This is a genomic window from Bradyrhizobium sp. JYMT SZCCT0428, from assembly GCF_018131075.1.
Classification (GTDB): Bacteria; Pseudomonadota; Alphaproteobacteria; order Rhizobiales; family Xanthobacteraceae; genus Bradyrhizobium.
The window spans coordinates 1-12,504 of record NZ_JAFCLS010000098.1 but is presented as its reverse complement, the minus strand read 5'-3'; the positions used below and the strand labels follow the sequence as shown (position 1 = coordinate 12,504).

General features: G+C 56.2%; 16 protein-coding genes. 12 read left to right on the top strand and 4 right to left on the bottom strand.

Going from position 1 to position 12,504, the window contains the following annotated elements; all coding sequences use genetic code 11:
- From JQ575_RS42350 to JQ575_RS45420, 10 genes are all read left to right on the top strand, one after another.
- Positions 1-277, top strand: a 277-nt coding sequence (locus tag JQ575_RS42350; RefSeq protein ID WP_212039074.1) for a DUF1330 domain-containing protein, incomplete at its 5' end; no start/stop codon positions are given.
- Positions 278-409: 132 nt separating this feature from the next.
- The gene (locus JQ575_RS45970; protein WP_283842702.1) at positions 410-538 is read left to right on the top strand and encodes a hypothetical protein; all 129 of its coding nucleotides are present in this window, start codon (positions 410-412) and stop codon (positions 536-538) included.
- Between the two features lie 650 nt (positions 539-1,188).
- A complete protein-coding gene (locus JQ575_RS42345) occupies positions 1,189-1,479 on the top strand; it encodes a hypothetical protein (RefSeq protein WP_212039073.1) in 291 nt (96 codons plus the stop codon).
- Between the two features lie 227 nt (positions 1,480-1,706).
- Positions 1,707-1,835, top strand: a complete 129-nt coding sequence (locus tag JQ575_RS45965; RefSeq protein ID WP_283842567.1) for a hypothetical protein — start codon at positions 1,707-1,709, stop codon at positions 1,833-1,835.
- A 58-nt stretch (positions 1,836-1,893) separates the two neighbouring features.
- Entirely contained in the window at positions 1,894-2,289 is a 396-nt protein-coding gene (locus tag JQ575_RS42340; RefSeq protein ID WP_212039072.1) for a hypothetical protein, read from the top strand.
- A gap of 169 nt (positions 2,290-2,458) precedes the next feature.
- The gene (locus JQ575_RS42335; protein ID WP_212039071.1) at positions 2,459-2,668 is read left to right on the top strand and encodes a hypothetical protein; all 210 of its coding nucleotides are present in this window, start codon (positions 2,459-2,461) and stop codon (positions 2,666-2,668) included.
- A gap of 123 nt (positions 2,669-2,791) precedes the next feature.
- Positions 2,792-3,025 (top strand): hypothetical protein, encoded by a 234-nt coding sequence (locus JQ575_RS42330; RefSeq protein ID WP_212039070.1) that lies wholly within the window; start codon positions 2,792-2,794, stop codon positions 3,023-3,025.
- Positions 3,026-3,147: 122 nt separating this feature from the next.
- Positions 3,148-3,375, top strand: a complete 228-nt coding sequence (locus JQ575_RS42325; protein ID WP_212039069.1) for a hypothetical protein — start codon at positions 3,148-3,150, stop codon at positions 3,373-3,375.
- A gap of 244 nt (positions 3,376-3,619) precedes the next feature.
- Complete coding sequence (locus tag JQ575_RS42320) at positions 3,620-3,871, top strand: hypothetical protein (protein ID WP_212039068.1); 252 nt, start codon at positions 3,620-3,622, stop codon at positions 3,869-3,871.
- A 117-nt stretch (positions 3,872-3,988) separates the two neighbouring features.
- Entirely contained in the window at positions 3,989-4,126 is a 138-nt protein-coding gene (locus tag JQ575_RS45420; protein WP_249167286.1) for a hypothetical protein, read from the top strand.
- On the opposite strand, the gene JQ575_RS42310 is transcribed toward JQ575_RS45420, so the two are convergent.
- Together JQ575_RS42310 and JQ575_RS42305 are read right to left on the bottom strand one after the other, a co-directional pair.
- Positions 4,115-4,309 (bottom strand): hypothetical protein, encoded by a 195-nt coding sequence (locus JQ575_RS42310; protein ID WP_212039067.1) that lies wholly within the window; start codon positions 4,307-4,309, stop codon positions 4,115-4,117. The two genes, JQ575_RS45420 and JQ575_RS42310, sit on opposite strands and share 12 nt — an antisense overlap.
- A gap of 782 nt (positions 4,310-5,091) precedes the next feature.
- Entirely contained in the window at positions 5,092-5,400 is a 309-nt protein-coding gene (locus JQ575_RS42305) for a hypothetical protein (RefSeq protein WP_212039066.1), read from the bottom strand.
- Positions 5,401-5,539: 139 nt separating this feature from the next.
- Here JQ575_RS42305 and JQ575_RS42300 point away from each other — a divergent pair, with 139 nt between their 5' ends.
- Positions 5,540-5,719, top strand: a complete 180-nt coding sequence (locus tag JQ575_RS42300) for a hypothetical protein (protein WP_212039065.1) — start codon at positions 5,540-5,542, stop codon at positions 5,717-5,719.
- Positions 5,720-6,552: 833 nt separating this feature from the next.
- Positions 6,553-6,990 carry a hypothetical protein gene (locus tag JQ575_RS42295; protein WP_212039064.1) on the top strand — a complete coding sequence of 146 codons (438 nt, stop codon included), beginning with the start codon at positions 6,553-6,555 and terminating at the stop codon, positions 6,988-6,990.
- A 725-nt stretch (positions 6,991-7,715) separates the two neighbouring features.
- Here JQ575_RS42295 and JQ575_RS45410 read toward each other — a convergent pair.
- Together JQ575_RS45410 and JQ575_RS42285 are read right to left on the bottom strand one after the other, a co-directional pair.
- Positions 7,716-9,056 carry an adenylate/guanylate cyclase domain-containing protein gene (locus JQ575_RS45410; RefSeq protein WP_249167284.1) on the bottom strand — a complete coding sequence of 447 codons (1,341 nt, stop codon included), beginning with the start codon at positions 9,054-9,056 and terminating at the stop codon, positions 7,716-7,718.
- A gap of 256 nt (positions 9,057-9,312) precedes the next feature.
- The gene (locus JQ575_RS42285; RefSeq protein ID WP_212039063.1) at positions 9,313-11,328 is read right to left on the bottom strand and encodes a matrixin family metalloprotease; all 2,016 of its coding nucleotides are present in this window, start codon (positions 11,326-11,328) and stop codon (positions 9,313-9,315) included.
- Positions 11,329-12,504 lie beyond the last annotated feature (1,176 nt).

Sequence of the window (12,504 nt, the reverse complement as noted above, 5' to 3'; positions counted from 1 at the left end):
CTACAAGGAATATGTCGCAGCCAACGGTCCGGCACTCGCCAAATACGGGGCGCGCTTTCTAGCGCGTGGTGGCCAGGTCGAGCCGAAAGAGGGACAACCAAAATCGCGCGTGGTCGTTGTTGAATTTCCCAGCTATCGCGCTGCGCTCGATTGCTATCACTCGCCCGAATATTCCGCCGCAATGAAGCTGCGGCAGGGACGATCTATCTGGGACATGGCGATCACTGAGGGATACGAAGGATTTCAGCCGCACCAGGGCGACCTCGGTGGGGGTTAGGTTACCCGCCAGCGCCGTGCGCTAAATGTCTACGGCGTAGGCAATCGCGTAGCCGGCATCCCGTTCCAGTGTGAGGAACGAATCGGCAGCGTTTCGCTTGAATCCCGGTTCTGTAGCGTAGGAGTTTTTGTGATGCGTACGTCCAATTGGACGCCGTCGATCGTGCCCGATGATCAGGATCAGACCATCTATATGGTTGCCAATGACTTCGGCAAAATTGGCCGCGCATGGGTCGAGGCCGACTATGAGACGACTTGTTGAGCTTAAGGCCCAAGGCTAAAAATGACAAGCTGGCGATTTGCTGTTCCGACCGTTCTAGGCGCAGCTGCCTTTGCAGCCTGGATCACCTACGTCGTTTTCCCGATCTCGCCGCAGTTCATCGAAGAAAATCGCCGAATGCCGACTGTGTCTGAAGCGACAGGTGGTCAGGATATAGCGTCTGAAGACGAGGTGTTCGCCTACCAACGAGCGGCGGAGGCTATCCTAAAGCGAAATCCGAATGCGAAGGCGTCGGCCGACGAGCTCCCACTGATCACTGGTCGGATCCCGCTGCCAAAGCCGCGCCCCCTCCCGCGACCCTGAGGGCTATTTCCACGATCGATAGGCATCCAGCGCGTGAGCGACAAGGATGCTGACGCTAAGAATTACCAAAAATGCTGCAATAGCCTCGATCATGTGGCGATCCTAACGGACAGACCAAGTAAGCAACCCTGCGAGCTACACCGTCAAAATGATTCGGTTGTCACGCGATGATCTCGGCGCAATTGAGGATTCTGAGCAACGGTCGACCGATTCCAGCATCAAAGCGCGTCTTGCAGCCACGCTAACCCTGTTTAAAATTGTCGCAACGAAACTCGCTTGTTAAGCTTGATGTCCGCGTTGCGGGTTAATGCTGGAACCGCAATGCCCGCTTGAGGAAGGCGGGCCGAATTCGAGAGCAGACTGGCGCAAGCTTTGGCGGCTGGGAAGGCGAAGGGGAAATAAATGGACCTGCTGTCGTCGATCTACTTGCCGCATTGGCTAATGATCGCGGGAGCTATTTAGTGGCGATCGGCGTCCTTGGTCTTCTATTGACCCGGAAGAGCCAAGCCGAGAATGAGCCAGAATCAACTGAGCTACCGCCGCAGATGCCGCCGGTGCCGAACTTGCTCGATTCTAGTGAAAGGGGCAACAAACAGGGGCTGAAGGCGAAGGGCAAATGATCCGGAGGTATCGGCCTTGGACACCGGAAGACGGAAAGCTGCTGCGCGCACTTGTGGAAAGCGGCGCGTCCGTAACGCTGGTTGCCGCTAAGTTAAACAGAACCATTACCGCAATTCTGGTGCGGGCTAAGTTGATGAGATTGCCCTTCAGGAAGATAAGGCTGACGGCGAAGCCCAGGTCCTGATTTTTGTTTAAGAATCCATTCCGTTTTTAGAGGGAGTCGCGCATGAAGGCGATCGGCGTCGCGGCAATCTTGGTTTCCTTCCTCGCGATGGTTTACTTCGTTTTCGATTATTATCAGCGCGGCCAGAACCAGATCGGCCAGACGCGGGGAACAACAGCGGACACGCGGTGAGGACAGTCTTGTGCTCAGGAACAAACGAAAGCATTGGAGCGACGAGGAGGATCGCCGCTTGCTGCAACTGGTGTCGAGCGGTCGATCGACCATGCCTGTAGCCGTAGCGCTTAATAGGTCGCAGAAGGCAGTCAGATTGCGCCTTGAGTTTTTGCGCGCCGGAGCGAAACAATTAGATCACCTGCCGCGCCAGGAAATCTACCTTGCGTGGACTGCTCTGGAAGAGGAGCAACTTCGAGATACTGTGAATGCCGGTCAAAACTCCGCGCAGATAGCGAAGAAGTTGAAACGAACACAAGCTGCTGTTTTAGGGCACGCCTATAAGTTAGTTCGGCAACAGATGAGCCGCCCCGTGGGCCGGCCGATATCTACGGGCGCGATAACGGTTACCGGGTGGCATGCCTCGCCACCTCAGTTCGGCGGCCCGGTGTTTGTCAGCAAGCGATTGGCCTAACGGTAAGCGCTCGATCTCCATGGCTCCGCTCCATCAGCGCGGGATGCGCCGACAGGGATTGCAGAACCTGAGTCACGGCGGACCGGTGGCGAGAATCGCCATCAGCTTTCCACAGTCATGGCGGATTGATTCGAGTCGCATGCCTGCGACGCCGGACCGTGAGGGTGAAATGGCTACTCTGATCAACGATTTTTCTGGCCTAAGAACCGTCTATGACGCCACAAGCGGACGACTGGTGATCTTTGATGACGCGATGAGAAAACAGCACCGAAGTAGCAATTCGACATTCCCCGATCTGGCAAGTGCAAAGAAAGCTTACTTTGAAAACAACGTGCCGTGGGGAGACTGGATTCCAGGCTGGCCAGAGTTGAGCAGTTAGCGCGGGGCGTCAGAGTTAATTCCCCGTTACGCTTTCTATTCAAATGCCCAGGGAAGTGAGTTCGGTCCCTTAAAATTTGATGATTATTGTCCTCGCAGGAAAGACAGTGCTGCGAGAACGGCCATGAAGGTTTCAAACCAGGTTCAAATCGACAGTGTCCACAGCCGCGCAATCTGCGACGAGATCGGGGAGCGGCTACGCACCATCCTGCGCCCCACAGAGACCGGCTTGCCCGCCCGACTTCAAATTCTCATCGATCGCTTGGCCGATCAGGATCGTCAAATGGCCCCTTCAATTGTGCCCAAACTTGACGACATGATTTGCCAGCCAGCTCCAACTGTGTCGCGCGCGGCGTAGAGCAAGCGGCGGCCTACCGTAAGCTCGCAGCCAAGCGGGCTCAGGATTTAGCCGAAACAAGAGGCGCCGCTACTAATTCTGATTCAATACCAATTGCTTCCGACCCCAAATGATCGTGCAAGATGTCTGATATCCTAATTCGCAAGCTCTTGTCATCGTGGAAACAAGGCCGAGAATTTCGCGCGGCAGCATCACATCACCATCGTAAAAAACTGGTGCCGCATGCAAGCCAGACGGATCTCAACCGTGAGTTCGCGAATTCAGGCCAAGACAGCGCAGGATGGCTCTTCATCGCGCTGATGGTTCTCGCCGCTATTGATTATTTCTTTTTGCGGACGGGTTTGGCTTAAAGTGAGGCGTGCTGCTGGCTGCCTTACCACGAGGCACTGTAGTGGCTCTTCGCCGTTCCGATCCCCCACGTATTGATAATTTGCCGTAGGTGCTGCGCCGCGCTTCAATGCGGCATGCCTGAACTCACCCGCCGCCCTCACCCCGAACGCTCCGACTGCTGGCACGTCTACTACGGCGACGTTCAGGTCGCCACGATCGCGGTCCAGTCGGGCCTGCCGGTTCACGCGAAACAGTGGCGATGGGATGTACGAGGCGCGGGCGGGCTTCGAGGCCGCCTGGAAAGCCTACCTTCCGAAATGCACTGAAGCTGATTTCAACGAGTATCAACGCCAGCGCGCCTGGACGGCCTGGAAATACGCCATGTATGACGCCGGCCTGCCGCTGCCGACGCAATCAACCAGTGGACAGGCGCGGTGTTTCTGTGGCGCCGCGATTGATATGGCGGTAACCGATCGTCACGTTCAGGATGCGCATATGGATTCGCAGCACGCATGAAATTGAGCACCGACCGCCCTATTCCGATCCTGAAAAGGCCGCGCGCAAGCTACTGGAGATCGCCAACGCGACCGAGCCGGTGGACGGAAGATTTACATCGAGAAGATAAACGCGCCGATGCTGTTCCTGGAGCGCGCCACCCCGGCCGAATACAAAGCCGGACTTGATCTGGCGATATCGCGCGGTTGGCTGTTGCTGCACGAGTCCGGTACCTTCGTGAAATTGACGCCGGCCGGCGTCGAGCTATTCGCCTGACCCGTCTGAGCCGGCTTTCTCCACCAACTCAATTTTGGCCGGTTTTTTGCGGCGGTAGTAGCTGGTCCGGCCGCTATCCCATTTCACTTTTATTTCCCCATCCACTTCGACAATGGTACCGATCTCGCCGGAATCTTCCCGCGCAACGCGCTGCCCTACCTGAAGGTCGGTTATGTTGATCATGGTCGAACGAATTGGCCGCTTATCTGGACGGCTGTAGGCCCGGGGATGATAGCCATTCCCGCATGTGAGCGGCTGCTTCAGCCTGCCGCGCCTTGCGGAGCAGCAGCTCCCGTTCGAAACTGGGACGGGCGCCTTCAGCCTGCTTCCGCAAGCGCTGCGCCTCTTGAATTAAGCGATGGTCAAGTGGGGTATCATGCAGGATACGGCGTCGTTGCATGGCGCTGCTCCATTCCTGAGGAAGGCGGGAGCGCGACCGGCGTTCTCATCACCATATAAGCCACTGACCGTGCGGTGATACCGAATAACTGCGAGCCTTCTGTCCGGTTCCGGACCGAGCGCCGATTTAAGGAAAGTTCCGAACTGCGTCTCGGGGAAAGATCACACGGCGGACCCCAGGTCAGGTCACCCGTATCGTTCCTAAAGAAATGGCCCCAGCGCCTTTCGGGGGAATGCGCTGAGGCCATTGATATGTCCGGGTCGTCTCACTCCAGACACGCGGACTCAACGCCGGTCGTTGCCACCTGTTCCCGAATTTAAGCTGATCTGCGTGAGCGCCGCAAACGGTACGCGGAACGGAAAGCCAAACGAGAAGCTGCCCGCGCTACGCAACTGGTAGCACGAGCGCGTACAGATGCACCGATAATGGCATTTGGCGAAGAGAACACTCCGAGCTTGGCGCTATTCGGAGGTATCGGCCTTGGACACCGGAAGACGAAAAGCTGTTGCGCGCACTTGTGGAAACCGGCGCGTCCGTAACGCTGGTTGCCGCCAAGTTAAACAGATCAATCACCGCAATTCAGATGCGGGCTAAGTTGATGAGATTGCCCTTCAGGAAGATACGGCTGAAACCCAAATCCTGATTTCAGCGATTTGCCAAGTTCCTTACCTTTAGTGGTGGCGAACGTGATGGCCGTCACGGTGATTAAGCGCGGGCTCTCGTACACCTGAGATTCGCAGGTGGCAGGAATGGTCCCGTCCCAAAGAAAGCAGGGAAGAACATGAACCACATGCGCGAACTGAACAATGCCGAACTCGAAGCCGTCTCGGGCGGCATGACCTGTGAGACGGCGAGGGTCGTCGCTAGCATCCACATGGTGACCGCTTTGGCCTTGGAAGGGTTGGGCAAGGACAGAGGAGCCGCTTTGTTTGCTGGCATGGCGGCCGGCCTAAGAGATGGAGCTTGCCCCTAACGGGAAGACCAACCTCGCATCGAAAACAAGGGAGATAGACATGACACAGGGCGCTCATTCGCAGGAGCTAACCGTCGAAGAGATCAAAGCTGTGGCGGGTGGCAACATAATTCAGGAAGCTGGGCAGGCAGTGCTGGCGTGGTTTCTCGGGGGCACGTGCGGCGCCGCCTGTGCCCAATCGAAAGGCCAGATTCAGGGTGAGCTTGCACGCTTCCGGTAATAGTCGCTTACGGCCTCACCATAAGCAACGCAGACGATATGATCCCGTCACGCTAGATTAACGGCGACAAGTGAGATTCGGCCCGTGCGACTCACCATCGCGCGGGCATTTGCCTTTTTGCCCGGCTAAGATAAACACGATGACGATCCGCATAATCAAGCACGAGGCCCTCGCATAAACCGGCAGCTTCGAGGTCAGATATTCGCACGGGCAACCGTCCCGGTATTTTTTGTTTCGAAGTCATTCCGGGCGCCGGCTTAGGACCGAGCAAATGACCACGGAGCAAGCCCCGGAGGCCGCTAAGGCATTCGCCATGAGTGAGCAGGACAAATGAAATACGACCGTCACCTATGATTGCAGGGGGATCACGCTTGAAAGTTAGGATTTACGAAGCGGGCCGCAAGAATATGAAGGTATATGCTTCAGAAGAAGCGGCTCAATATTGGTTAGCCCGACACGATCCTGAGAGTGTAGCATTTGCCTATCAACTTATCACTGCCGGGGAGTTGCCTGTGCGCGCGAGAAGCGGAAGCGGTGGCCCGCGACGGACAGATCAGAGCCCGTCACGGCGAAGAAAAAGATGCCGGCCACCCGCCCCGTGAGAGGATAAACGCTGCCGGCTGTCGCGGGCACTCAGATCGGCAAACGATGGCATCCCACTGAATCGGTGAGCCACTGCCTACCGGTGGCCTCTAACCTTGGGATGGCGCGGCGGGCCGGCGCCTTTCTTCCAAAGCAGATGGACAGCAAGCAGGCTCTAGAGGGGCCGCGGCGGAAGCGGGATAACCGATAGGCCCTTGCGCGCCCGGCTCTGGTTGCGGGAGGATCGATAAATGAACGATATCATAGAAATGCCGCAACCTCTCGGCCTCTTCGCCGGCCAACTGTTCGATCGCGGGACTGAATATTTAGACGCGTTTAGGATTTTGAGTTCGAATGATCTAAAATATCATCCAGCATATTTTCTCTGTGCTCATTCGCTAGAGCTATTCTTGAAGTCCTACCTCGCGGCCAGCGGCATGCCTAAGGCGAAGTTGAGGGCACCTCGTAACAACAAGCATCATAATCTTCCGGCTTTCCTGGACGAATGCGAGGCGATGTCGCTACCAATTGTCGTGGATCTGAAAGATTTTACTTCGGCCATCTATTCGATGAATCAGGATTTCGATTTTCAATATCCCACCGGTTATGACCTATCAGTTCCTGAACCATCAATTTGTTTGCGGGTTTTAGACGCGCTTCGTGAGGCAATCTCGGCCAACAGTGTCTAGAGAACACGTCCGTGCATCCCTTAAATTTGCAGCAGACACACGAAAAGACAGAGGGAAAAAAATTCGCTGGTCCGATTAGTCGCACCACGGCTGCCGCTTGGGACAGGAAGCGCCGCTAAGCAGCATGGACATTCAATTACTCCTTAAAACCAACATTAAATTTCCGCTTGCGCTGAAACCCTGACGAAGCGTCGTCATTTGCTCAGTGTCGCTGGTCCGGTTCCGGACGCCCCTTGGGACGGGCTGCGACGGGGCCGCCGGTGCCGCTGATCCCGGCGGCCCCACCGCTTTGCGGCGGTACATTCGCGCTCGCAAAATCGTGCTACTCACATCCCTTCCCCTGCTTCAGGACCCGAAGGCATTCGATGATCGCCCCGTAATCCGTTTGCGGCACAGCCCTCGACCATTCCGCAGACCGGCGCTGTTGATCGGCCCACGCCGCCAGCCGCTCGGCTCGAACCGAAGCACTACCGCGGCCATGTTTGACCGCGTTTTGGTTGCCTGGTTGTCCGCCACGTTTCCTCATTGCATTCGTTTTCCGTGTTTTCTAATAAAGTGCGGCGTGTAGGACAGCATGCCGTCGCGCTGCCACCAATCAACAGCGCTCAGGATGCTCCTGCAACAGTTTCTGCGGTCCTGGCGGCAGTTGCTGCCGGCGAACTGACACCCGCTGATGCCGGTGAAATCTCCAAGCTGATCGAAGCCTATGTCAAGGCATTAAAACGTCAGCGTCCAGCCATCGTCCAAACGGGCTCAATCAATATTGTAGCACTCTTACCGTCGCTATATTCGTCTCGTACTCGAACTACATTTGTTGGAAGTAAAGTAACTGTTGAAATCGTTGAACCACGCGAGAATTCAAAGCTGTCTTTATTAATAGTGGTCGAGAAACGACGGTAGCCGGCTGGCGTTTGGAACATTGATTTTTTCGTGGGTGGACCCCACATGAAATAACCGCGTAGGGCACCTTCAATTGAAACGCTAGTGACAATTAACATCGCGTGGCGGCCGACACCATTAAAGCCAACCTTGCTTACCCACACGCCCACGAAGCGGCGAGTTTGAACAGGCAATTTCTCGTCCAGGGCTTCGATTTGGAATGGAGGCATCTCAAAATGCTTTTGCTCTGCGATAGTAGCGATGGTCTTTACATCCGCCTCGGTAAAAAGTGGATTTGGCTGACGAATAGTCGGGGCGGGGCCCCTGCCCTCCTCAGGACTCCTTTCAGCCGGCATTGGCTCAACAGTCGGTCGCGATGATGCATCAGGCTCTATTGCCATTACCTCGGGCTTTAGCGGTGGCGCCGCGGCCGAAGATACGGGCGTTTGCGGTGCAGGTACTGATGCGACTGGTACCGAGGCGGCAGGTGTTGACGTCGTCGATGAAGCGGCCGGCTGCACGCCATGTTTAATAGCAGAAGAATAAACAGACGCTAATGCGCCGATCGCGACGGCGGCGACCGCTGCGACCACAGCCGGCCACAACCAGTTCGGCGCCCTCACCGAAGCCGCGGTCTTCTTTTTGTGCTGCGGCGATGCGTAGGTCCCATCCTCGCGCCGCATCGCTACCATGTAAGCATGGACTGGCGTCGGAATGTTCTTTACTTCCTGCGCACCAATGTCGGCAAATTGTACTGAAAGTTTGTTTACAACCTGCTCATGAACCGCGCGCGAGATACAGATGCCGCCGACTTCCGCCAAGCCTTCGAGGCGCGCGGCGATATTGACGCCATCACCAAGCAGATCGCCGTTACGTTCAACGACGTCACCAATGGTAATTCCGATGCGATAGCTCATGTGCCGGCTGACTGCGTATGCCATATTGCGCGTACGAAGGCTTTCTTGAATATCGATCGCGCAACGCACGGCTTCAACCGCGCTAGGAAACTCAGCGAGGACGGCATCGCCGGCAGTATTAAAAATGCGTCCGCCCGCTCTGGCAATAAAATCATCGGTAACGGATCGATAGGATGCTAACCGCCGCAGCGTTTCTTCTTCGTCCTCAGCAACCAGCCTGCTGTAACCAGCAATATCCGCGGCAAAAATGGCTGCAATCTTGCGTTTCATAAGAATAGCTACCCCGCATGGTAGGCCGCTATGATGCCTCGCGAAGGCCCGGGGCGCAACCGCCGTAGGTGTCGATGCCTCCCGGGCGTTGATCTGCCTCTGGCGATACAATGCAGCTTCCCTGGACCGACGGAACCCCGCGGCAAGCCCGGCCTTGGAAATGTTCCTGGATGGCTCTCTCGCAACCTTGACGTCTTACCACGGGCCCCGTGGAAGCTACCTACTTTACTCGCGTCAACAGTCGCCCGACCTACAATTATGAAAATGTAAAATCAGAGGCGACGAGTTGGCTTTTGTTGACGCCGATCAGCCAGATGGCCGTATTGCTATCCATCGTGACTATCGAAAACGAGCCATAGTCAGTGGTGGCTGCCAGCACCTCGCTGAAGTTCGTAAGCATCGTTCCCTGCAGAGCAATGCTATCGCCGGCCACCTCGAAATCGTTGATCACGTCAACGCCCGAGTCAGCATTGAATAAAACCTGGTCAGTGCCGCCAGTTCCCAGGAACAAATAGTCGGTGCCGGCACCACCATCAAACCTGTCACTTCCAGCTTCTCCGAGAAGCACATCGACACCTGCTCCGCCGTACATGATGTCGTTACCATCCCCCATGTAAAAATAATCCTGGCCGTCATCGCCAGTGGCGATATCATTCCCTGCCGCCATCACGAAAATGTTGTTGCCGCCACCACCGTAGCCCGTGTCGTTGCCGATATCTCCGTAGAAATAATCGCCGCCGTCGCCACCATAAAGGAAATCGTCCCCGGCCTCGCCGAGGAGGACATCGACACCACCGTCTCCGGCCAGTACGTCATTGCTCGCGCCGCCGTAGAGATAATCCTGATCTTGACCCCCATAGGCTACGTCGTTGCCGTTTCCGGCGACCAGGACATCAATCCCGCTGCTGCCGGAAAACACGTCATTGCCATCGCCGCCGTAGAAGTAATCGTTCCCGACACCACCGTAGCCCGTATCGTTGCCTGCAAGCCCTACCAATACGTCGGCACCGCTTCCGCCAGCCAGGGTATCGTTGCTAGCTCCGCCGTAGAGCAAGTCGTTTGTGGCGGGACCCGACGGGTCCACCGATAGCAGGAGAGTGTTGGCCACCAGGCCAGACACGGCATAGGTGCCATCAGCAAAATTTAAATACTCCCCTCCGATCACGGTGTCTCTACCGTCCGGTCCATCCACCACGACGGCGCCACCGCCGCCGCCAGCCAAAAGCGAGATTCCATAAGCTGATCGAGGTGCCGTAAAATTAAAAAAATCGAGCCCAGAGTCTCCGATTAGACTGTCATCTCCAGCCCCACCGGTGAGAGTGTCATCACCGTTTCCGCCATACGCCCGATCATTAGCATTACCGGCATCAATCAAATCGGTATTATCGTCGCCATAAATGACATCGGATCCTTCGCCTCCAAACAGTGCATCATTGCCCTCATCGCCTACAAGCTCGTCATTACCGCCGTCCCCAAAAAGGGTGTCATTTCCAAGATCGCCACTAAGGAGGTCCATACCCAAACCGCCAAACATAAGGTCATGGCCTTCTCCAAGGATAGCCTCATCGTCACCGGCTCCAGCGGAAATTACATCGGAAGTCATAAAGCCGCGGAAGAGATCGTTCCCTGCCGTTCCCACCTGGATCAGTGTGTAATATCCTGTCCAGCGCCAGGCAGAATCCTGCGAACCGTCCGTTCCGGAGCTGCCGTAGAGATATTGTACGGCCTGAATGTCGAGCGAACCCAGATTCGGTGCCGCGCGACCCAAGACGGTTTCAGTGATCAACGAAGCCGTCAATGTGGGGTCGTCCTCATTGGGGTGCTTGAATCCCAAAGCATGACCAATCTCGTGAAGCATGACGTCGACGTCAGTCCGCCCATGATCGATGAACACATCTCCAGCAATACCGCTGTACAAGGACGGATAGTAAGCAAAGCCGGCCGCGCCAGCGTAAGCGGGATCAAGCGAAAACTCGTATGACCCAAATTTTATGTCGCCTAGGCCCGACGGCACTTCAAGGAAGACAAGACCGCTCGCTTCCCCCCACTGCTGCAGCGCCTTTCTCGCGGCCTGTTGTTGCTGACTCGTAAACGGTCGAAAGCTGCTTTTGAACTCTGGCGTACGTGCCGATGCCAATGCCTCCGATGAAATCGTCGTATCGAACGAATAGCTGACAAAGGCAGGACGTCCAGCGAACGATTCTCCTGAAACAGCATTACCCCACCAAGAATTGCCGGATAGAATTGCAGTATAATCGCTAACAACGGTCATTAATAATACTCCCGAGCGAAATCGTCAGACTTTCTCACTATGATCCGCGGCCGCAAGTTGTCAGCCGTAAGACTTGAGCATCACTCAAACCTGAACATACTCGCGTCAAGCTGTACGGGTGCGAACCCGATAAGCCAAGCGGCGTTGCCAGCAGCATGGAAATGTCAGGCGGTTCAAACCCATCCGGCAACGTCCCAGGCAAGACGCTGGCATCTTATTATGAGATGGGGCGGCACTCAGTTCCAAAGTGAACAATTACCGCTGGGTAACGACGCAAAAAGGACCAGGGACCCCTAACCATCAGGCGGAATGGAAAAAGGCTAGTACGCGTTGATTATATTCCGGAAAACGAACTGCGCCGCCTTCGAACCCGGAGTTGAGATTGACGGAGATAGCAAGTCGGCGGTGAGGATCAACTCGCTGACCGCCGGGGTGAGCGATGCTTACGGCCTCGTCTCTTTGACAGATGCTTGGAAACGATGCCGTCCAACCCAAGGCGGCAGGCGTTAACACGGTGGGACCGTCGTGGGTGATGGGCTCGTTTTACACGATCGCCTCTGGTCACGGACAGGTTCCGGGCCAAGCGTGGTTGGACGCGCTATACCGGAGCGGCCCGGTCAGAGACAAGTCGAAGAACCCTTTCAGCGAAGCCGTGAGGCGGGAGACTGAAGCGGACTGGAGCTAGGTAACTGGGAGCCGAAGAAATGACGGTGGCCGACTTACAGGAGCTAGAAGAAATGGCGGCGAAGCTGGAAGCCAGCACTCGCAAACCGCGACGAGCTACATGAAGATATCGCGCGATTCCGTGCGCAAATAGCCGCTCTGCAGGGCCGTACAGGGAAAAATGACGATGAGGATTTTGATCATTCTAGCCGCGGTTTGTTTTTCGGCGAACGCGATGGCGCAGGCTCCTTCGCCGCCGAAGGTAGGTCAGAAGCCGCTCGCTCAGGTAAGCCCAAAAGCGGCAGAAGGCTGCAAGCTCGTCGGAACGGTTAAGGGGACCAGGCTTTGGGCCGGCAACTGCGTGGCAGCGTCAGAACTTCGGGGATCTGCCCCCATGGACGAGCCTTCCGCAACAGCGCCAGCTCCTGAAGCAACACCGCCCGCGGCGAAACAATAGGTAGCCAAGCCCCTCGGGGCGGCTTTCGCGCCTGCGCTGATCCTCTCCCTAATCAG